The organism is Cupriavidus sp. USMAA2-4 (genome assembly GCF_001854305.1).
GTDB lineage: Bacteria > Pseudomonadota > Gammaproteobacteria > Burkholderiales > Burkholderiaceae > Cupriavidus > Cupriavidus malaysiensis.
In genome coordinates, this window is the sequence record NZ_CP017748.1 from 3,684,919 (window position 1) to 3,703,679 (window position 18,761).

Consider the following 18,761-nt stretch of genomic DNA (forward strand, 5'->3'; position numbering starts at 1 on the left):
AGCGGCTAAGCGGCTAAGCGGCTAAGCGGCCAGCGTGGCCAGTAAAGCGTCGAACTCGGCCGGGCCAGGCGCGCTGTTGTCGAAGTAGATCAGCTCCGGGTAATCCGCGGGAGGTGGCAGGAAGCGGCGCGTGCGGTATGTCTCCCAGTGCGCCAGCTTGTAGGCATCGTTGGGGTTGGCGCGCCGCACGATACGCGCGTGCGCCTCGTCTTCCGGCAGGTGGACCCAGACGACGCGCGTGTCCGTGCCCGCCGGCGCCCGCAGCCAGGCGGGATCGTCGAGCTGGTGGGCGCGTACCTCGCGCGACAGCGGTCCCACCACGATCACGCTGATGCCCAGAGACAGGTTCTCGCGCGCGGTGTCGAGCAGGCCCTCGTACTCCGGGTCGCGCAGGTGGGCAAGGTAGGTGGGACTGTCGCGATCGTTGGGATCGCCGGTCAGCGCGGCCATGGCCGCCGCACTGTAGCGGCCGTAGAGAGTGTCCTTGTCGAGCAGGCAGAAGGGATCGCCGGTGGCGCGCATGAGCGGGCCGATCAGGCGGTGCGCCAGCGTGGTCTTGCCGGTGCCGGCATGGCCGCAGAAGAAGATCAGTCGGGGCATCGTGGCCGAGGTCGGAGAGCGGAAACGCAAGGAAATGCATGGAAATGCATGGAAATGCTCCGCAAGGATAACCCGGCGCCAGCGCCGGCCGTTTCCCCGGGCATGGCCAGCCTTGCGCCAGATCAGGGCGGCCCGTGCCCGATTGGGTATCCTTCAGGCTGGCCGGCGCATCGACCGGCCCTCATACCTGCCGCTCGATCCATGACCGATCCCACTCCGCTGTCTTCCGCCGGCCTGGCGCCCGAACTGCACCTGGGCGAACCCGTGACCGATGCCACGCACGCCGAATTCACCTTGCTGCTGGCAGCCACCGCGCGCGCCACGGACGACGCCTTCCTGGCGGCCTTCGACGAGTGGATCGACCACACCCGCCATCATTTCGGCCAGGAAGAGGCCTGGATGGAAGCGATGGACTTCGGGCCGCGCCACTGCCACGCGGGCGAGCACAAGCAGGTGCTGGCGGTGGCCGAGGCGGTGCGGGCCAAGGTGGCGGAGGCGGGCGAACTGGAACTGGGGCGCCGGCTGGTGGCCGAGCTGTCGGGCTGGTTCGCCCATCATGTCAGGAGCATGGACGCCATGATGGTCTCGCATATGCGCGAGAACGGCTTCTCCCTGGTCGAGGCGCAGGCCTGAGCGGTGCCGCCCGCGCTGCCGCGGCCCTCGGGCCGGGGGCACTCAAGCGGCGCGGCTGTCTTCAGGCCGGCCGCGCGGCGGCGCGGTCGATCACCACGAAATGCTTGCGCACCGGCTCGATCACTTCGAATACGCCCTGGAACCCGGCCGGGATCACGCAGGCGTCGCCCGGGCCGAACTCGCGCGCGTTGCCGGCCTCGTCGCGGATGCGCAGGCGACCGCTGATCACGTGGAAGAACTCCTCCTTGCCGGGCGGGAAGGCGATGCGCCAGGCGCCCGGCTCACAGGCCCAGATGCCGCAATCGAAATCGCCGGACGGCGCGCCGTAGTGCGTCCAGGTGGTGCGGGCCGGATTGCCCTGCACCAGGCGGTCGGGGCGTGGACGGTCGTGGCTGGGTTCGGGGCTGGCGCGGAAGTCGACCAGGGCGGGCGGTTGCGGCTGGGGTGGCTGGGGAGCGGTCACGGTGTCGGAGCGGAACGGCAGATGGCGGGCGGGGCCGCGGGCCGACAGTTTACCGCCTGCCGCGCCCGGCCCGTCCGCTTCAGTTCAGCGCCGTGCTGAGCTGGCGGCGCCAGCGCGATACCGCGTCCGGCCGGTCGGCCATCAGGTCGAACACCGCCAGCATGGTCTTGCGCGCCACGCCGTCCTCATAGGCGCGGTCGGCACGCACGATGGCCAGCAACTGCTCCAGCGCCGCCTCGTAGTCATGGTGGGCGATGTGCTGGCGGGCCAGGTCCAGGCGCGCGGCCAGGTCGCCCGGGTCGGCGGCGACGCGGGCGGACAGCACCGAAGCATCGGGCAGGGCCGAGGCCTCGCGCACGGTCTGCAGCCGCGTGCGCAGGGCGTCATAGCCGTCTTGCTGCGGCGCGCGCGCCGACAGCATGCCGAATTCGGCCTCGGCCTCGGTAATCGCGTTGCCGTCGAGCAGGAAGCCGGCATATTCGATGCGCGCTGCATCCGCGCCCGGGTCGAGCGCCAGTGCGGCCTGGAAGGCCGCCAGCGCCGCCTCGCGCTGGCCGTCCGCCGCCAGTTCACGTGCCTGGCGCAGCGCCAGCGCGCTGGGCGCCGGCGTCACGCGCGCCAGGAACTCGCGCAGCCCGCTCTCGGGCAGCACACCGACGAACTGGTCCACCGGCTTGCCATCCACGAAGGCGATCACATGTGGAATGCTGCGCACGCCGAAGTGCGCCGCGAGTGGCTGGTGCTCGTCCACGTTGATCTTGACCAGCTTCCACTTGCCGGCTGCCTCGTGCTCCAGCTTTTCCAGCATCGGGCCCAGCGTGCGGCAGGGGCCGCACCAGGGCGCCCAGAAATCCACCAGTACCGGTACCTGGCGCGACATCTCGATGACGTCGGCTTCGAAGGTCTGCAGGGTCGTGTCGCTCATCTCGCTTCTCGGTTCTCGTCTTGCGGCGGGCCGTGGCCCGTCCTGTCTTCCCCCTATTCTGGGGGCGCCTGCGTCATTTGCAAGCCACCGGGGGTGGGGTCGGGCAGGGCCGGGCAGCTACCGATTGAAAATAGAACGGTCGTTCGGTTATATTGCTTGACCGGATTCGTCAATATCGGGTCGCCCGACCTACTAGGAGACATGATGCAGAACAAACAGCCCGCGCGTCCGCACCTGCAGTTCTGGCCCAAGCGCGTGCCGACCGAGATCGTCCTGCCGGAGACCTCGCTCTGGTACAACCTGGAGGTCTCGGCCCACCGCTATGCCGACAAGGCGGCGATCCGCTATTTCGGCAATGCCATCACCTTCCGCGCGCTGCGCGACCAGGCCGAGGCGCTGGCCGGCTGGCTGCAGCACAAGGCCGGCGTCAAGAAGGGCGACCGCGTGCTGCTGTACATGCAGAACTGCCCGCAGTTCATCATCAGCTACTACGCCATCCTGCGCGCCGATGCGGTGGTGGTGCCGGTCAACCCGATGAACCGGGCCGAGGAATTCAAGCACTACGTGACCGATGCCCAGGCGCGCGTGGCCATCTGCACGGCCGACCTGGCCGCCGGCGCCGCCGCGGCCGATGCCGAACTGCCCGCCGAACAGCGCCTCCAGCACCTGCTGGTCACGCAATATGCCGATGCGTTGCCGCCGGCCCACGAGCATCCCGAGGACGCTCCGCCGGCCTGGCTGACCGCGACGCACGCGCTGCCGCCCGGCGCCACCGCCTGGCAGGATGCGCTGGCCGGCGCGCCGGCGCCGCGCGAGCACACCGCCGGACCGGACGACATGGCGGTGATGCCCTACACCTCGGGCACCACCGGCTTCCCCAAGGGCTGCATCCATACCCACCGCTCGGTGATGCACAACGTCGTCGGTGGCTCCACCTGGTCGGGCAGCGGCGCCGAGTCGGTGATCCTGTCGGTGCTGCCGCTGTTCCACGTGACCGGCATGCAGTACGGCATGAACGGGCCCATCTTCAGCGGTGCCACCGTGGTGATGCTGCCGCGCTGGGATCGCGAGGTGGCCGGCCGGTTGATTTCGCGCTACCAGGTCACGCACTGGACCAACATCCCGACCATGGTCATCGATTTCCTGGCCAGCCCGAACCTGGAGCAGTTCGACCTGTCCAGCCTGCGCTATATCGGCGGCGGCGGCGCGGCCATGCCGCAGGCCGTGGCCGAGCGTTTGAAACAGCAGTTCGGCCTGAGCTACCTGGAGGGCTACGGCTTGTCGGAGACCATGGCGCCGACGCACAGCAATCCCTCCGAGCGGCCCAAGCTGCAGTGCCTGGGCGTGCCGACCTTCAACACCGAGGCGCGCGTGATCGATCCCGTCACGCTCGCCGAACTGCCGCCCAACGAGATCGGCGAGATCATCGTCAGCGGCCCGCAGGTGTTCAAGGGCTACTGGGGCAAGCCGGAGGCGACCAAGGAGGCCTTCATCGAGTTCGAGGGGCGCACCTATTTCCGCACCGGCGACCTGGGCCGCATGGACGAGGAAGGCTATTACTTCATCACCGACCGCCTCAAGCGCATGATCAACGCGTCCGGCTTCAAGGTGTGGCCGGCCGAGGTGGAGAACCTGCTGTACAAGCATCCCGACATCCAGGAAGCCTGCATCATCGGCACGCGCGACCCCTACCGCGGCGAGACTGTCAAGGCCGTGGTGGTGCTGCGTGCCCATGCCAAGGGCAAGACCACCGAGGAGCAGATCGTCGAGTGGGCCAAGGAGAACATGGCGGCCTACAAGTATCCGCGCGTGGTCGAGTTCGTCGATGCGCTGCCCAAGTCGGGCACGGGCAAGGTGATGTGGCGCCAGCTGCAGGAAACCGAGAACGCGCGCGCAGCCGCCCAGGGCAAGGCCACCTCCGCCTGACGGCCCCGGGGGGCCCGGGCTGGTGGCGCCGCGCCGCCGCCGGCCCGTCAGTGCCCGCGCACGCGCATCAGGCTCTTCACGATGGCCTTGTAGCCACGCTCGCGCGCATGGCGCGTCGGCGTGTTGCCTTCGCGGTCGGCAAGGTTGGGGTCGGCGCCGGCATCGAGCAGCAGCTGCACGATGTCCTCGTAGCGCTGGCTGCCGTCGCCCAGGATGATGGCCTCCAGCAGGGCCGTCCAGCCGAGCTGGTTGACGTGGTCGACCGGCACGCCCGCCTGCAGCAGCAGCTTGACCACGTCCACGTGGCCATGCTCGCTGGCGGCGATCAGCGCGGTGCCGTCATAGCGGTCGGTGCTGCGCAGGTCGGCCCCGTGGGCGATCTCCAGCCGCACCAGGTCGGCCTGTCCGCTCGACGCCGACTGCAGGAAAGGGCTGTTGGCCTCGCCGTCCTTGCGGTTGACATCGGCGCCGGCCAGGATCAGCACGCGTGCCACTTCCTTGTGCTGGCCGTAGATGGACGCCAGCAGTGCGCTGCGTCCGCGTTCGTCGACCGCCTGCGCTGATGCGCCAGCCGTCAGCAGGCGGGTCACCAGTTCGAGGTCGCCCGCGCCGGATGCCGTGATCAGGTTGCGGTCGAGCGTGGAGATGCCGCCGCGCAGGGGATGGTGGTTGAGCGCCGGCGCGGCGTGCAAGCCGGCCGGTGCCGCGCTGGCCGGCGCGCGCGCGGCCTGGGACGAGCCGCCCGGGCTGGCGATCAGGCCGCTGCCCATCAGCAGTCCGGCCAGGCCGAGGACCTCGGCCAGCATCAGGCTGCGGGAACGGACGGCGGCGCGCGGCATGGCGATCCCGTCTCTCAGCCGGCTGCCGCCACGCACGAGCCGGCGGCGCTGTCCTCGTGCTGCAAGCGGCGCCACAGCCGGTCCAGGTAGGGGTCGCCGACGCCGTTGGTGGCCAGGCCGAGCATGGTCTGCTGCAGGTATTCGCGCGCCGGGCCGTACAGGCCGCAAGCATGCCGCAGGCAGTCCACCACGCGCTCGTCGGGCAGGCGTCCGGCATAGGCTTCGTGTGCGCGGTTCATCACGAAGGCCAAGGCTCGCTGGGGCCGGCCGGCGAACTCGCCGCCGATGCGCACGCGCAGCCAGCGCGGGTGATAGGCGCCGGTCATCATCTCGCGGCGCCAGAGCACGCGGAATTCCTGCTCGATCACATGGCGCGGGATGCGGAAGACCATGCCGTGGCAGCTGCCGCCGCGGTCCAGGCCCAGCACCAGGCCGGGGTTGTCCCAGGTGCCGCGATTGATGCGGGAGTAGAGGTAGAAACCGCGATGGTAGCCATGCGCGGTGGCGACGCGGCGGTCGGTGTGGACCACCATCGGGTTCCAGATCAGGGAGCCGTAGCCGAACAGCCAGACGTCACCGTCCAGCGCTCCCGGATCGGGATGCCGTACCAGGGTCTCGTGCAGCGAACTCTCGAGCGCTTCCTCGGGCAGCAGGGAGGCAGCCACCGGCGTGCTGCACAGCGTTGTGCGCAGCCGATCTGCTTCGAGATCCTGTCGGGTGATGGCCATGCTGCAAGCATAATGCAAAGGCGGTCGGGATGCGGCAGCCAAACCACTTCGCGGCAGCGGAAATCGTGCCGGGACGCACACGTCTGTCGGTCCTGGACAACGCTCGGGCCCGCGAAGCGGGACGGCCGCGCGGCTCCGGCCGGCTGGAACCAGGCCGACGCCTGGCAGGCAGGGTCCGGTGGGCTGGCCGCCGTGGCCCGGCTGTCCGTACAATGGGGGCCTCAACCAGGAGAACACGCAATGGCGCGTACGCTAACGGTGGTTTTCGGCAACGGCAAGGAATTCGCGTTCACGGTCGGCGATGCCGAACTGGCGGCGCTCAGCGAGGAGGCGGGCTGGCGCTGGTTCGACCGCGAGTATGCGGAGCTGGATTGCCAGGCCTCCAGTCCGGTGGGCAAGGTGCTGGTGATCGACAAGATACTCAGCGTCGCCAAGTTCTCCGGCGAATCGCGCTTCACCGAAGATGCCGCCTGGGCGGCGAACTATGCCCGTCATGCGGCGCGCCTGCTCGACCGGGACAAGGTGCGGGTCGACGTCAGCAACGCCGCGATCAGCTTCTGAGCGCCGCCGCGGTATGGCGCGGGGGCTGGCCGGCCCGCTTGGCCGGCACCCCTGCGCCGGTGCCGGATCAGACCGACAGCAGTTCCACTTCGAACAGCAGCGTGGCGTTGGGGGGGATCACGCCGCCCGCGCCGCGCGCGCCGTAGCCCAGGTCGGCCGGGATCACCAGGCGGCGGGTACCGCCCACCTTCATGCCCTGCACACCCTCGTCCCAGCCGCGGATCACGTGGCCGGCGCCCAGCGGGAAGACGAAGGGGTCGTTGCGGTCCTTGCTCGAATCGAACTTGCGGCCGGCCTGGCCGTTCTCGTAGAGCCAGCCGGTGTAGTGCACGGTCACGTGCTTGCCGGCGGTGGCCTCGGTGCCCGCGCCGATCACGGTGTCTTCGAACTGCAGGCCGGAGGGAGTCGTTTGCATGGTGGTTTCCTTGATTGCCTCGGTTGGCGTCATCGGCGGCGGGACCGGATGTCCCGCCGGGTTCAAGCGTCGGCGCGCTGGAGCGCGTCGAGCGTCAGCTGCACGTTGCGGTCGTCGCTGCTGACCCAGATCTCGCCGTCCTGGATCGTCACCGTCAGCCGCATGGCGCGCTCGGCCATGCCGGCCAGCGCCTCTACCGCGTCATCGTGCACATTGTAGATGGTGACGTTGCGCAGCTTGCCCGCCTTGCCGGCGATGCTCTTCCACCACTCGCGCGCGCTCGCGCCCTGGTAGGTGAAGACCGTGACGCGGCGTGCACGCGCCGCGGCGCGCTTCAGCCGCGTCTCGTCCGGCTGGCCCAGGTCGATCCAGTGCACGATCTCGCCGGTCAGGTCCTTGTCCCACAGGTCCGGTTCGTCGGGTTCGTCCAGCCCGCGCGTGAAGGCCAGCGTCTCGCTGGCCTCGCAGGCGAAGGCGAGCACGCGCACCATCATGCGCGCGTCGTTTTCCGACGGATGCCGGGCGATGGTCAGCGCGTGGCTGCCGTAGTAGGGGCGGTCCATGTCAGAGATGGACAACTCGGCCTTGAAGATGGTGGACTTGAGCGCCATGGGCGGATTGCGGCGGTGTGGCCTGCGACGATGCGAAAGGCCGCATCATACGCGAAACCTGCGGCGAAACCTGCGGCGGGCCGGCGCGGAGCCCGGCTAGCGGGCCGGCTGGCTGTCCGATGCGGGTGACGCGGGCGATATGGGTGGCATGGCCGGCGCCTCGGCCGGCCCCGCCGGCGTCGCTTCGATGGCGATCTGCAGCGTTACCATGTCGCCGACATCGGGCAGGAAGCGCGTCATGCCGAAGGCGCTGCGCGAGAGGGTGAGGCGGAAGTCGCCGCCGCAGGCTTCGCGGCGGATCCCGAACACGGCTTCCTCGCCGCAGCTGAAACGCTCGGCCTCGAGGCGCACCGGGTGCGTGACGCCGTGCAGGCTGAGCTCGCCCTCGACGGCTACCAGCCGGCCCTGTTCGACGATGAAGCGCTGCGCGCGCAGGCGCGCGTATGGGAAGCCCTGGGCATCGAGGAACTGTGGCGAGCGCAGCACGCCGTCCAGCGGCGGCAGGCCGCTGTCGACCGAGGCGGTGTCGACGGTGACGTCGAGCGAGCCGCTGCCGCTGGCGGGGTCGTAGAGGATGCGCCCGTCGATGCGGTTGAAGCGGCCGCGCACGGTGCTGCGGCCGAAATGCGTGGCGCCGAAGTAGACCGTGGTGTGCGTGCCGTCCACGGCATAGGGCCGTGCCTGGGCGTGCGCGGCGCCAGGGCTGCCGGCCAGCATTGCCAGCACGACCGGCATTGGCAGCATGCCCAGCGCGGCCGTTGCCGCGGCGACGGCCAGGCGGGGCAGCAGCCGGGCGGGGTGGCCGGTCGCCATGGCGCGCTCAGCGGACGAAGACCGGCAGCAGGAAGATGCCGATCACCGACAGGAAGCCCACGGTCCAGCACAGCGTGCGCAGCGTGGCGCGGTCGGCGAGATAGCACAGCGTGTAGAGCACGCGCGCGGCGATGAAGGTCAGCGCGAGCTCGTCGATGCGCGCCGGATTGGCGTGCAGGTAGCTGGCGCTCAGCACGGCGGCGGCGAAGAAGGGGAAGGCCTCGAAGTGGTTGCGGTGGGCCAGGTCCGCGCGCCGCGCGCGCCCGCTCTGCTGCTCCAGCCAGGCGCGCGGGTCGTGGTTGTCGTAGGACTTGCCGCCGCCCTTGGCGACGGCCACCGTCAGCACCGGCAGGATGCCCGCCAACAGCACGCACCAGAAGGCGATCGGCATGACTCCTCCTCGCCTCAGGCGGCCACGACGCGGATGCGGATGGGGCCGATGCCGACCACCTGGCCGGCGCGGATCTTGGCGGTCTTGCGCAGTTCCTGGGTGCCGTCGACGGTGACCTCGCCGGCCGCCACCAGCGCCTTGCCGGCGCCGCCGCTGTCGCATACGCCCGCCACCTTGAGCAGGTCGTTTAGGGCGATGTGCTCACCCTCGAGCGGGAAGGTGATCGTCTGCTTGCCTGTCATCTCGTGTCGCTCCTGGTGGTTCCCGCTCACTTGCCCCAGCTGTCCTTCAGCCCGACGATGCGGTTGAAGACAGGCTTGCCCGGCTGCGAATCGACACGGTCGGCGACGAAGTAGCCGTGCCGCTCGAACTGGAAGCGGGCCTCGGGAGCCGCTTCGCGCAGCCCCGGCTCCAGGTAGGCGGTGACGACCTTCTTCGACGCGGGATTGAGCGCGTCGAGGAAGTTCTTGCCGCCGGCATCCGGCTGCGGGTCGCTGAACAGGCGGTCGTACAGGCGCACCTCGGCCTCGCAGGCATGCGCCGCGCTGACCCAGTGGATATTGCCCTTGACCTTGACGCTGTCGGCGCCGGGCGTGCCGCTCTTGGTGTCGGGCAGGTAATTGGCATGGACGGCGACGACATTGCCGTCGGCATCCTTGTCCACGCCGGTGCACTCGATCACATAGCCGTAGCGCAGGCGCACCTTGTTGCCGGGGAACAGGCGGAAGTAGCCCTTGGGCGGCGTCTCGTTGAAGTCCTCGCGCTCGATCCACAGCTCGCGCGACAGCGGGAACACGCGGCGGCCCAGCTCGGGCTGCTTCGGGTGCACCGGTGCCGAGCACTCTTCGCTCTGGCCTTCGGGGTAGTTGTCCAGGATCAGCTTGAGCGGGTCGAGCACGGCCACCGAGCGCGGCGCGCGCGCGTCGAGGTCGTCGCGCACGGCGCCTTCCAGCGTGCTCATGTCGATCCAGCTGTCGGACTTGGCCACGCCTACGCGGTCGCAGAAGAGCTGGATCGATTCGGGCGTGAAGCCGCGCCGGCGCACGCCGACGATGGTGGGCATGCGGGGATCGTCCCAGCCGTCCACGCGGCCCTCGTTGACCAGCTGCAGCAGCTTGCGCTTGCTGGTGATGGCATAGGTCAGGTTCAGGCGGGCGAACTCGTACTGGTGCGGCAGCGGGTCATGGAACGCGCCGCAGTCGCGCAGCTGGTGCAGCACCCAGTCATAGAGCGGGCGGTTGTTCTCGAATTCCAGCGTGCACAGCGAGTGCGTGATGTTCTCCAGCGCGTCCGAGATGCAGTGCGTGAAGTCGTACATCGGGTAGATGCACCACTTGTCGCCGGTGCGGTGGTGATGGGCGTGGCGGATGCGGTAGAGCACCGGGTCGCGCATCACGATGTTGGGCGCGCTCATGTCGATCCTGGCGCGCAGCACGTGCTCGCCGTCGGCGTACTTGCCGGCGCGCATGTCGCGGAACAGCTGCAGGTTTTCCTCGGCGCTGCGCTCGCGGAAGGGCGAGGGCGTGCCCGGGCGCGAGAAGTCGCCACGATTGCTGGCGATCTGCTCGGCGCTCTGGCTGTCGACATAGGCCGCGCCGCGCTCGATCAGCTTCTCGGCGAAGGCATAGAGCTGGTCGAAATAGTCGCTGGCGTAGTACAGGTGGGCCTGGCCGCCGTTGTCCCAGGAGAAGCCCAGCCAGCGCACCGCGTCGATGATGGAGTCGACGTACTCGGTGTCTTCCTTGACCGGGTTGGTGTCATCGAAACGCAGGTGGCAGCGGCCGCCATAGTCCCGCGCGAGACCGAAGTTCACGCAGATGCTCTTGGCATGGCCGATGTGCAGGTAGCCGTTGGGCTCCGGCGGGAAGCGCGTGATGACGGTCGGCAGCGCCTGGCCCTGCTTGTCCTGGCGGCCGGCATAGGTGCCGGAGGCGAGGTCCTGGTCGATGATGCTCCGCAGGAAGTTGGAAGCGGCGGGGGTGCTGTCGGTGGTCTTGGGATCGTGGCTCATGGTGGCGCCGCCGGGGCGGCTGGAAACGCTGCTGGATCGTTGCTGGCCGGGCCAGCGGGTCTAGAGGCGGGATTTTACCGCGCCGGCGGGGGCGGCGCCGCATTCGTGGCCGGCACCCGCGGGCGGGGCGGCAGAAGCGGCCGCGCCGGACTAGCATGGAAGCGCGCGGGGGCCGCCATGGCGACATGGCGACGTCTTGCGGTGTTGCCTGCCGGCCACGCCGTCGCCGGCCGCGCGCCTTGCGCCAACCGATCGAGGATCCGACCATGGAATCCGCCTCTTCCCTTTCCGCCGCCGCGCTGGCCAGCCTGTGGCAGGACGCCGGCCTGCCGGGCGAGGCGCTGGCGCACCTGCGCCTGAGCGGCAGCGACCCCTTGCTGCCGTCCAGCTTCGCCGTCGGTGCGGCCGCCCAGGCCAGCCTGGCGGCATCCGCGCTGGCCGCCGCGGCGCTCTGGCAGCTGCGCAGCGGCAGCTGGCAGCCGGTGGCGGTGGATATGCGCCACGCGCTGGCCGAGTTCCGCAGCGAGCGCTACCTGCGCGTCGATGGCCGCCCGGCCCCCGAATTCCATGACAGCATCGCTGGCCTGTACCGCTGTGGCGACGGTGGCTGGGTGCGGCTGCATACCAATTTCCCCCACCATCGCGATGGCGTGCTGCGTCTGCTCGGCTGCGCGCACGAGCGCGACGCGGTGGCCGTCGCGCTGGCGCAGCGGCGGGCCGAGGAGGTCGAGCGCGAAGCGGCCGAGGCCGGCCTGGCGGTGGCGGCGATGCGCTCCTTCGAGGCCTGGGACCGCCATCCCCAGGCGCAGGCGCTGCGCGGCTGGCCGCCGCTGACGCTGGAACGCATCGGCGAGGCGCCGCCCGCCGCGCCACCGCCCCTGCCGGACGACGCGGAGGCCGCACGGCCGCTGTCCGGCCTGCGCGTGCTCGACCTGACCCGCATCATCGCCGGCCCGGTCGCCGGGCGCACGCTGGCCGCCCACGGCGCAGATGTGCTGCTGGTCACGGCGGCCCACCTGCCGGCCATCGCGCCGCTGGTGATCGACACCGGCCGCGGCAAGCGCTCCTGCCAGCTCGACCTGCGTGATGCCGAGGACGCGCGCACCTGGCACAAGCTGCTGCACGGCGCGGACGTGGTGCTGCAAGCCTACCGTCCCGGTGCCCTGGAGGGCCTGGGCGCCGGGCCTGCGGCGGCGGCACGGGCCCGGCCCGGCATCGTCTATGTGTCGCTGTCGGCTTACGGGCATGCGGGCCCGTGGGCGGGCCGGCGCGGCTTCGATTCGCTGGTGCAGACGGCCACCGGCTTCAACCATGCCGAGGCGGAGGCCGGCGGCGGCGGGGCGCCGCGGCCGCTGCCGGCGCAGGTACTGGACCATGCCGCCGGCTACCTGCTGGCCTTCGGCGCGATGGCGGCGCTGTGGCGCCGCGCCGCGGAAGGCGGCAGCTGGCACGTGCGGGTGTCGCTGGCGCAGGTGGGGCAGTGGCTGCGCGGCATGGGCCGGATTCCGCAAGGCCTGGCAGCGCCGGAGCAACGTTTCGAGGACATCGGCGACCTGCTGATGACGCTGCCGTCGGGCTTTGGCGAACTGACCGTGGTGCGCCATGCGGGGCAGCTGGCGCAGACCCCTGCGCGCTGGGTGCTGCCGTCGGTGCCGCTCGGCACGCATGCCGCCGAGTGGCTGCCGCGCGGCTGACGCCGGTACGGTGCCCGGCGCAAAGACGCCGCCAATACGCCGCAAGCACGCCGCAAGCACGCCGCAAGCACGCCGCAAGCACGCCGCAAGCACGCCGCAAGCACGCCGCAAGCACGCCGCGCCGTACGGAGCGGCGACGGCTTCAGTACAGCGTGCCGCGCAGGCGCTCCGGCTGTGCCTCGTCGTAGGCGTGGCCGTCGATGCCGCCGCGGCTGAGGTCGGCCAGGATGGTGCCGTTGCTCGGCAGGGCGCTGCGTGGGATCTGCGCCTGCGGCGACCACAGCTGCGAGCGCACCAGCGCGCGCGCGCACTGGAAGAATACCGAGCGGATCGCGATCACCAGCACCGTGGCGGGGGCCTTGCCATCGACCTCGCAGCGCGCGATCAGCGCCGGGTCGACCGAGATCTGCGCGGTGCCGGCCACGCGCAGGGTCTCGTCCACGCCCGGCACCAGGAACAGCAGGCCGACGCGCGGGTCGGCGATGATATTGCGCAGGCTGTCGATGCGGTTGTTGCCGCGGCGGTCGGGCAGCAGCAGCGTGCGCTCGTCCAGCACCTGCACGAAGCCGGGCGCGTCGCCGCGCGGCGAGCACTCCGCCTGCCCGCCCGCCACCGTCGACAACAGGCAGAAGGGCGAGGCCTCGACGAAGGCGCGGTAGTGCGGGTGCAGGTAGTCGACTTCCTTGGCGAGCGAGGCGGCGCCCGGCTCGGCGTAGCGGGCTTCGAGTGCTTCGAGCGTGGTCAGGGTGTGTGCGGTCATGGCAGCGTGGCGGGGGAGGGGGATGGCGAGGCGCCTGCGGGACACCAGCCCGCACTCTACCGCATGCAGGTGGCGTCCGTTGCACACGCTCGCCGCAAGGCTGCCCTCATGCGCTACAGCGTGACCGTGCCGCGCCCGATCTCGATCACGCGCCCGCCGACCTGGATGGCGCCATCGCGCCCGACCTGCAATTGCAGCCGGCAGGGCCGGCCGACCGCTTCGCCCTGCTCGATGGTGTAGGCGGCCGGCAGCGCGCGGCCGGTGGCCAGCAGCCAGCCGCCGAGGTTGGCGCAGGCCGAGCCGGTACCGGGGTCCTCCGCCACGCCGCCACCCTGCCGGGCGAAGAAGTAGCGCGCCAGCACGCTGCCCCGCCGTTGCTCGTCGAAGGCGAACAGATAGGCGCTGCGGCGGCCCAGGCTGCTCTGCGGCCAGGCCTCGAGGCGGCTGCTGTCGGGGCGCGCCCGCCGCACCGCTTCAGCGTGCCTGAGCGGCACCAGCAACTGGTCGGCGCCGGTGTCCACCCACAGGGGCGGGCCGGCGAGATCGGCGGCGTCCAGGCCGAGCAGCGACGCCACGGCCGCGTCGGGCAGCCCCGCCGGCGCCGTGCGCGGCTGGCCGGCATGGGGCGCGGTCAGGGTCCAGCGATCGCCCTGGGCGTGTACCGGTACCATGCCGGCCTTGAGCGCCAGGCGCAGCGAGTCGGCGCCGCGCAGGGCGCGCAGCACATGGGCGGTGCCCAGCGTGGGATGGCCGGCGAAGCGCATCTCCGCGCCCGGCGTGAAGATGCGCACGGCGGCGTCGGCCTCGGTCGAGGGCAGCAGGAAGGTGGTTTCGGACAGGTTGAACTGCAGGGCCAGCGCCTGCATGGTGGCCTCGTCCATGCCGCGCGCATCCTCGAAGACACACAGCGGATTGCCGCCGAAGGTCGATTCGGCGAAGACGTTGACGAGGCGGAAGGCGTAGGTCGGCATGGCGGGCAGGGCGTGCGCGAGGGGAGGGGAAGCGCCAGTCTAGGCCCTTGCCGGGGCGGTGCAAGCGACAGTTTTGCGCGCCGACCACAGAACAGCGCGCGGCCGGATGCGGCGCCCGCATGCGGGCGCCGCCATGCCGGTTTCAGAAGCCGACTGCCTGGCCGTCGCGGCGGCTGTCGCTGGCGGCCACGTAGCCATGGTCCGCGTCGTCGGACAGGCGCCAGATGAACTGGCCGGAACCGAAGTCCATATAAGGGTCGTCGACCGACTTGAGCTGGTGCCCGCGTTCCTTCAGTCCGGCGACCACCGCGCGGTTCATGCTCGCCTCCAGGTCCACGGTGAAGTCGCGGTTGACCTTCCAGCGCGGCGCGCAGCAGGCTGCCTGCGGCTGCTGGCGGTAGTCCAGCATGCGCACGATGGTCTGCAGGTGGCCCTGCGGCTGCATGTCGCCGCCCATCACGCCGAAGCTCATCACCGGGCGGCCATCCTTGGTCAGGAAGGCCGGGATGATGGTGTGGAAGGGGCGCTTGCCGCCGGCGACCACATTGGCCGATTTCGGATCCATCGAGAAGCCCACGCCGCGGTTCTGCAGGCTGATGCCGGTGCCGGGCACGACTACGCCAGAGCCGAAGCCCATGTAGTTCGACTGGATGAAGGAGATCATCATGCCGTTCTCATCGGCGGCGCTCAGGTAGATGGTGCCGCCGCTCCTGGGCATGCCGAAGTTGAAATGGGTGGCGCGCTGCATGTCGATCAGCCGCGCGCGCGACTTCAGGTAGGCGTCGTCCAGCATCTGCCCGGGCGTGACTTCCATGCTGCGCGGATCTGCCACGTACTTGTACAGGTCGGCGAAGGCCAGCTTCATGGCCTCGATCTGCAGGTGCTGCGAATCCACGCTGTCCACCGGCAGCGAGGCCACGTCGAACTGCTCCAGGATGCCCAGCGCCATCAGCGCGGCGATGCCCTGGCCGTTGGGCGGGATCTCGTGGACGGTGTAGCCGCGGTAGTCCTTGGCGATCGGGGTGACCCAGTCGGGGCGGTAGTTGCGCAGGTCGTCCAGCGTCATGGCGCCGCCGCACTGTTTGCTGAAGGCGGCGATCTTCTCGGCGATCTCGCCTTCGTAGTAGGCGCGGCCCCGGGTCTCGCCGATCTTGCGCAGCGTGTCGGCAGCGGCCTTCATGACGAACTTCTCGCCCACGTGCGGCGCGCGGCCGTGCGGCATGAAGGTCTCGGCATAGCCGGGCTGGTCCTTCAGTTCCGGCACCGCCAGGTTCCACTTGTGCGCCACCATCGGCGGCACGGCATAGCCGCGCTCGGCGATCTCGATGGCGGGCTCCAGCAGATCGGCGAACGGCAGCTTGCCGAAGCGCTCATGCAGCGCCGCCCAGCCGGCGATCACGCCCGGCACGGTGACCGCGTCCCAGCCGCGGATCGGCCGCTTGGCCAGGCCGTCGGCCTCGGTGCCGTACTTGTTCTTGAAGTACTCCGGGTTCCAGGCCGCCGGCGCCACGCCGGAGGAGTTCAGGCCATGCAGCTGCTTGCCGTCCCACAGGATGGCGAAGGCATCGCTGCCCAGGCCGCAGGAGACCGGCTCGACAATGGTGATGGCGGCCGCCGCGGCGATGGCCGCATCGACCGCATTGCCGCCCTTGAGCAGCATGCGCAGGCCGGCCTGCGCGGCGAGCGGATGCGAGGTCGAGACGACGTTGCGCGCGAACAGCGGCGTGCGCGGGGTGGGGTAGGGGTTGGTCCAGTTGAAGTCTTGCATGGCGGTCTCGTGAGTGCTGCCTGTTTGATCGTTCGGTGTCGGTTTGGCTTGCTGTCGGTTCGCTCCCCTCTCCCGCTTGCGGGAGAGGGGCCGGGGTGAGGGCGGGCGCTGGCTGGCGGCGACGTGCTGGACAACACCGACGGCTTCGTCCTTGACCTGGCGTGTTGGACAACACCGACGGCTTCGTCTGTGCGTGGTGCCTTGCTAGACCACCCCTCTCCCCCACCCTCTCCCCATCAGGGGAGAGGGAGCCAAGACCTCGTGCTTGGCGCTCGGTGTTGGTGCGCTTGGCGCTCGGTCTTGGCACATCTCCTGGCTATGGCTTCAATCCACCACGATCTTACGTTCCTTGATCAGCTTGCCCCAGCGCGCGCTGTCCTTTTTCACCATGGCGGCGAACTGGGCCGGGGTGCCGCCGACCGGTTCTGCGCCGAGCCTGGCCAGGCGGTCCTTGACCTCGGGGGCCTGGATGGCCTTGTTGAACTCCGCGTTCAGGCGGTTGACGATCTCGGCCGGCAGGCCCTTGGGCCCGTAGATGCCGAACCAGGTGTCGGACTCGAAGCCGGGCAGGCCGGATTCGCTGACGGTCGGGATGTCCGGTACCAGCGGCGAGCGCTTCAGGCTGGTCACGGCCAGTCCCTTGAGCTTGCCGTCCTTCACGTGCGGCAGGCCGGACACGATGCTGTCGAACAGCACGTGGACCTTGCCGGACATCAGGTCGGGAATGGCCAGCGCGGTGCCCTTGTAGGGAATGTGGGTGATGAAGACGCCGGCCTGTGCCTTGAAGGCTTCGGCGGTCAGGTGGACCACCGTGCCGGGGCCGCTGGAGGCGTAGTTCAATTGGCCGGGGTGCTTCTTGGCGTAGTCGATCAGCTCGGTGACGTTCTTGACCGGCAGGCTGTTGGGCACCAGCAGCAGGTTGGTGGCGGTCGCCACCTGGCTGACCGGGGTGAAATCGGTCTCGGTGTTGTAGGGCAGGCGCGGCGTGATGTGTGGGCCGATCGCATGCGTGCTGGTGGTGGCGATCAGCAGCGTGTAGCCGTCGGCGGGCGCCTTGGCAGCCATGTCGGAGCCGATCGCGCCGCCGGCGCCGGGACGGTTGTCGACCACGATCTGCTGGCCGATGCTGGTGCTGACCTTCTGCGCGATCGCGCGCGCCAGCAGGTCGGTGGCGCCGCTGGCGGGGAAGGGCACGATCAGCCGGATCGGCTTGCTTGGATAGCTGTCGGCCAGTGCCGGGGTGGCGGCCAGGGAAAGCGCGAGGGCGGTGGCGAGGCCGGTGCCGGCGCGGCGCAACCAGGGGCTCATGAAGGTCTCCGGATCGGAATGGCAGGATGGCGTGCCGATGTGCCGCAGGAGGCGCGGCGCCTGGCTCGGGATCATTATTCCGCGCACTGCCAAACAATAAAAGCTAATATTTCTTTTCGCTGTCACAAGCTTTTCTTGTGTATGCCTGGCACTGTGGCGGTGCATCGCCAAGCAGGGTGGCGGTGTCCCGCCATGTCTTGTGCCATGTCTTGTGCGTGTCTTGTGCCGTGTCTCGTCACCTCTTGCCACTCCTTGCGCGATAGCCGCGCGAAGCCGGCCGCAATGCCGCGGGACCCCGTCCGGCAGCCGAGGGGCCGCGCAGCCCGCCTGCTTTTCTCCCTGTCTGCCATGAGCACCATCCGCTTTCTCCGCACCTTCGTCGCCGTGGCCGAGCATGGCTCCTTCGCTGCCGCCGCCGGTCCCGTGGCACTGACCCAGGCTGCCGTCAGCCTGCAGATGCGCGCGCTCGAGGCCGAGTTGCGGCGCGAGCTGTTCGACCGCGGCGGACGGGTGGCGGTACTCAATGCCGACGGCCGCGAGCTGCTGCCGCAGGCGCGCCGCCTGCTCGCCCTCTACGATGAAATGCGCCTGCCGCTGGCGCCGCCGGAGGCCATGGCCGGCGCGGTCGCGGTGGGGGCGGTGGTGTCGGTGATGGGCGGCCTGTCGCAGGTGGTGGCGCGCATGAAGCAGGCCTATCCCGCGCTGGACATACGGCTGGTCGGCGCCAAGTCGATCGAGCTGGCGGCGCTGGTGGAGTCTGGCGAGCTGGATGCGGCGGTGCTGGTGGAGGGCGCGGGGCGCCTGCCTGGCACGCTGCGCTGGACGCCGCTCTACCAGGAACCGCTGGTGGCCATCGTCGCGCGCGACCATCCCGGCCAGAGCGCGCGCGAGGCGCTCGCCGCCAGCCCCTTCCTGCGCTTCGACCGCGGCCAGCGCACCGGCATGCTGGTGGAGCGGGCGCTGCGCCGTGCCCACCTGCGCGTCAACGAGTTCCTGGAGCTGAACGCGATCGAGGCCCTGGTCGAACTGGTGCGCCAGCAGGTGGGGGTGACGGTGGTGCCGTTGCTGCGGCGTGCGCGCTGGCCGGAGGACGAGGCGCTGCGGGTGCTGCCGCTGCAGGCCGGCGCGCCGGTGATGCGCACCGTCGGCATGCTGGAGCGGCGCGACCATGCACGCCGCCACGTCACCGAGGCGGTGCGCGTGGCCTGTGCGGAGCTGTTCGGCACCTGAGGCACCTGAGGCACCTGCGGCGGCCGAGCGCCGGGCAGGTGAAAAAAAAGGGGGCCGTGTGGCCCCCTTCATCATCCTGGCGACCGGACCCGTGCAGCGGTCCGGGCAGGCCGG

Annotated in this window: 20 protein-coding genes; 5 read left to right on the plus strand and 15 right to left on the minus strand. The window is 70.3% G+C overall.

The features are described 5' to 3' along the window. Positions 1-21 precede the first annotated feature (21 nt). On the minus strand, positions 22-600 hold the full coding sequence (locus BKK79_RS16395) for an AAA family ATPase (RefSeq protein ID WP_071014706.1): 579 nt from the start codon (positions 598-600) through the stop codon (positions 22-24). Between the two features lie 201 nt (positions 601-801). On the opposite strand from BKK79_RS16395, the gene BKK79_RS16400 reads away from it, so the two are divergent. Then, positions 802-1,233, plus strand: a complete 432-nt coding sequence (locus BKK79_RS16400; protein WP_071038080.1) for a bacteriohemerythrin — start codon at positions 802-804, stop codon at positions 1,231-1,233. A gap of 61 nt (positions 1,234-1,294) precedes the next feature. Here the strand turns inward: BKK79_RS16400 and BKK79_RS16405 are convergent, their stop codons facing one another. Together BKK79_RS16405 and trxA are read right to left on the minus strand one after the other, a co-directional pair. Continuing rightward, positions 1,295-1,696, minus strand: coding sequence for a cupin domain-containing protein (locus tag BKK79_RS16405; protein ID WP_071014701.1), 402 nt, complete (start codon positions 1,694-1,696; stop codon positions 1,295-1,297). A gap of 79 nt (positions 1,697-1,775) precedes the next feature. Continuing rightward, positions 1,776-2,621, minus strand: a complete 846-nt coding sequence (gene trxA, locus BKK79_RS16410; RefSeq protein ID WP_071014700.1) for a thioredoxin — start codon at positions 2,619-2,621, stop codon at positions 1,776-1,778. A gap of 204 nt (positions 2,622-2,825) precedes the next feature. Here trxA and BKK79_RS16415 point away from each other — a divergent pair, with 204 nt between their 5' ends. Then, complete coding sequence (locus BKK79_RS16415) at positions 2,826-4,547, plus strand: long-chain fatty acid--CoA ligase (RefSeq protein WP_071038558.1); 1,722 nt, start codon at positions 2,826-2,828, stop codon at positions 4,545-4,547. Positions 4,548-4,594: 47 nt separating this feature from the next. Here BKK79_RS16415 and BKK79_RS16420 read toward each other — a convergent pair whose 3' ends face one another. Both BKK79_RS16420 and BKK79_RS16425 read right to left on the minus strand, forming a co-directional pair. Further along, positions 4,595-5,386: an ankyrin repeat domain-containing protein gene (locus BKK79_RS16420; RefSeq protein ID WP_084084759.1), complete on the minus strand. Its 792-nt coding sequence runs from the start codon at positions 5,384-5,386 to the stop codon at positions 4,595-4,597. Between the two features lie 14 nt (positions 5,387-5,400). Next, positions 5,401-6,114, minus strand: a complete 714-nt coding sequence (locus BKK79_RS16425; RefSeq protein ID WP_071038081.1) for a gamma-glutamylcyclotransferase — start codon at positions 6,112-6,114, stop codon at positions 5,401-5,403. 240 nt (positions 6,115-6,354) lie between these two features. On the opposite strand from BKK79_RS16425, the gene BKK79_RS16430 reads away from it, so the two are divergent. After that, the gene (locus BKK79_RS16430; RefSeq protein ID WP_071014692.1) at positions 6,355-6,675 is read left to right on the plus strand and encodes a hypothetical protein; all 321 of its coding nucleotides are present in this window, start codon (positions 6,355-6,357) and stop codon (positions 6,673-6,675) included. 67 nt (positions 6,676-6,742) lie between these two features. Here the strand turns inward: BKK79_RS16430 and BKK79_RS16435 are convergent, their stop codons facing one another. The 6 genes from BKK79_RS16435 to BKK79_RS16460 form a co-directional block, all read right to left on the minus strand. Beyond that, positions 6,743-7,090, minus strand: a complete 348-nt coding sequence (locus tag BKK79_RS16435; RefSeq protein ID WP_071014689.1) for an FKBP-type peptidyl-prolyl cis-trans isomerase — start codon at positions 7,088-7,090, stop codon at positions 6,743-6,745. Between the two features lie 62 nt (positions 7,091-7,152). Beyond that, complete coding sequence (locus tag BKK79_RS16440; RefSeq protein ID WP_071014686.1) at positions 7,153-7,701, minus strand: YaeQ family protein; 549 nt, start codon at positions 7,699-7,701, stop codon at positions 7,153-7,155. A gap of 96 nt (positions 7,702-7,797) precedes the next feature. Then, on the minus strand, positions 7,798-8,418 hold the full coding sequence (locus tag BKK79_RS16445; protein WP_232346324.1) for a YceI family protein: 621 nt from the start codon (positions 8,416-8,418) through the stop codon (positions 7,798-7,800). A 103-nt stretch (positions 8,419-8,521) separates the two neighbouring features. Then, a complete protein-coding gene (locus BKK79_RS16450) occupies positions 8,522-8,905 on the minus strand; it encodes an MAPEG family protein (RefSeq protein WP_071014683.1) in 384 nt (127 codons plus the stop codon). Positions 8,906-8,919: 14 nt separating this feature from the next. Continuing rightward, on the minus strand, positions 8,920-9,147 hold the full coding sequence (locus BKK79_RS16455) for an RNA-binding S4 domain-containing protein (protein WP_071014680.1): 228 nt from the start codon (positions 9,145-9,147) through the stop codon (positions 8,920-8,922). Positions 9,148-9,173: 26 nt separating this feature from the next. After that, the gene (locus tag BKK79_RS16460) at positions 9,174-10,916 is read right to left on the minus strand and encodes a glutamine--tRNA ligase/YqeY domain fusion protein (RefSeq protein WP_071014678.1); all 1,743 of its coding nucleotides are present in this window, start codon (positions 10,914-10,916) and stop codon (positions 9,174-9,176) included. A 266-nt stretch (positions 10,917-11,182) separates the two neighbouring features. On the opposite strand from BKK79_RS16460, the gene BKK79_RS16465 reads away from it, so the two are divergent. After that, the gene (locus BKK79_RS16465; protein WP_071038082.1) at positions 11,183-12,610 is read left to right on the plus strand and encodes a CoA transferase; all 1,428 of its coding nucleotides are present in this window, start codon (positions 11,183-11,185) and stop codon (positions 12,608-12,610) included. Positions 12,611-12,752: 142 nt separating this feature from the next. On the opposite strand, the gene BKK79_RS16470 is transcribed toward BKK79_RS16465, so the two are convergent. The 4 genes from BKK79_RS16470 to BKK79_RS16485 all read right to left on the minus strand — a co-directional run bounded on the left by BKK79_RS16470 (position 12,753) and on the right by BKK79_RS16485 (position 17,417). Continuing rightward, on the minus strand, positions 12,753-13,370 hold the full coding sequence (locus tag BKK79_RS16470) for a pyridoxamine 5'-phosphate oxidase family protein (protein WP_071014672.1): 618 nt from the start codon (positions 13,368-13,370) through the stop codon (positions 12,753-12,755). Positions 13,371-13,483: 113 nt separating this feature from the next. Continuing rightward, positions 13,484-14,341 carry a PhzF family phenazine biosynthesis protein gene (locus tag BKK79_RS16475; RefSeq protein ID WP_071014669.1) on the minus strand — a complete coding sequence of 286 codons (858 nt, stop codon included), beginning with the start codon at positions 14,339-14,341 and terminating at the stop codon, positions 13,484-13,486. 142 nt (positions 14,342-14,483) lie between these two features. Next, the gene (gene ggt, locus BKK79_RS16480) at positions 14,484-16,109 is read right to left on the minus strand and encodes a gamma-glutamyltransferase (RefSeq protein WP_071014666.1); all 1,626 of its coding nucleotides are present in this window, start codon (positions 16,107-16,109) and stop codon (positions 14,484-14,486) included. A gap of 324 nt (positions 16,110-16,433) precedes the next feature. After that, entirely contained in the window at positions 16,434-17,417 is a 984-nt protein-coding gene (locus BKK79_RS16485; protein WP_071016526.1) for a Bug family tripartite tricarboxylate transporter substrate binding protein, read from the minus strand. 348 nt (positions 17,418-17,765) lie between these two features. Between BKK79_RS16485 and BKK79_RS16490 the strand changes: the two genes are divergently transcribed. Continuing rightward, positions 17,766-18,647: a LysR substrate-binding domain-containing protein gene (locus BKK79_RS16490; protein ID WP_071038083.1), complete on the plus strand. Its 882-nt coding sequence runs from the start codon at positions 17,766-17,768 to the stop codon at positions 18,645-18,647. Positions 18,648-18,761: the final 114 nt, after the last annotated feature.

Bases quoted from the DNA above. Each gene is read 5' to 3' on its own strand.
- BKK79_RS16485 (WP_071016526.1), bottom strand. From the start codon at position 17,417: ATGAGCCCCTGGTTGCGCCGCGCCGGCACCGGCCTCGCCACCGCCCTC.
- BKK79_RS16490 (WP_071038083.1), top strand. From the start codon at position 17,766: ATGAGCACCATCCGCTTTCTCCGCACCTTCGTCGCCGTGGCCGAGCAT.
- BKK79_RS16400 (WP_071038080.1), top strand. From the start codon at position 802: ATGACCGATCCCACTCCGCTGTCTTCCGCCGGCCTGGCGCCCGAACTG.
- BKK79_RS16425 (WP_071038081.1), bottom strand. From the start codon at position 6,114: ATGGCCATCACCCGACAGGATCTCGAAGCAGATCGGCTGCGCACAACG.
- BKK79_RS16450 (WP_071014683.1), bottom strand. From the start codon at position 8,905: ATGCCGATCGCCTTCTGGTGCGTGCTGTTGGCGGGCATCCTGCCGGTG.
- BKK79_RS16460 (WP_071014678.1), bottom strand. From the start codon at position 10,916: ATGAGCCACGATCCCAAGACCACCGACAGCACCCCCGCCGCTTCCAAC.
- BKK79_RS16435 (WP_071014689.1), bottom strand. From the start codon at position 7,090: ATGCAAACGACTCCCTCCGGCCTGCAGTTCGAAGACACCGTGATCGGC.
- trxA (WP_071014700.1), bottom strand. From the start codon at position 2,621: ATGAGCGACACGACCCTGCAGACCTTCGAAGCCGACGTCATCGAGATG.
- BKK79_RS16415 (WP_071038558.1), top strand. From the start codon at position 2,826: ATGCAGAACAAACAGCCCGCGCGTCCGCACCTGCAGTTCTGGCCCAAG.
- BKK79_RS16430 (WP_071014692.1), top strand. From the start codon at position 6,355: ATGGCGCGTACGCTAACGGTGGTTTTCGGCAACGGCAAGGAATTCGCG.
- BKK79_RS16455 (WP_071014680.1), bottom strand. From the start codon at position 9,147: ATGACAGGCAAGCAGACGATCACCTTCCCGCTCGAGGGTGAGCACATC.
- BKK79_RS16395 (WP_071014706.1), bottom strand. From the start codon at position 600: ATGCCCCGACTGATCTTCTTCTGCGGCCATGCCGGCACCGGCAAGACC.
- BKK79_RS16465 (WP_071038082.1), top strand. From the start codon at position 11,183: ATGGAATCCGCCTCTTCCCTTTCCGCCGCCGCGCTGGCCAGCCTGTGG.
- BKK79_RS16475 (WP_071014669.1), bottom strand. From the start codon at position 14,341: ATGCCGACCTACGCCTTCCGCCTCGTCAACGTCTTCGCCGAATCGACC.
- BKK79_RS16470 (WP_071014672.1), bottom strand. From the start codon at position 13,370: ATGACCGCACACACCCTGACCACGCTCGAAGCACTCGAAGCCCGCTAC.
- ggt (WP_071014666.1), bottom strand. From the start codon at position 16,109: ATGCAAGACTTCAACTGGACCAACCCCTACCCCACCCCGCGCACGCCG.
- BKK79_RS16440 (WP_071014686.1), bottom strand. From the start codon at position 7,701: ATGGCGCTCAAGTCCACCATCTTCAAGGCCGAGTTGTCCATCTCTGAC.
- BKK79_RS16445 (WP_232346324.1), bottom strand. From the start codon at position 8,418: ATGCTGGCCGGCAGCCCTGGCGCCGCGCACGCCCAGGCACGGCCCTAT.
- BKK79_RS16420 (WP_084084759.1), bottom strand. From the start codon at position 5,386: ATGCCGCGCGCCGCCGTCCGTTCCCGCAGCCTGATGCTGGCCGAGGTC.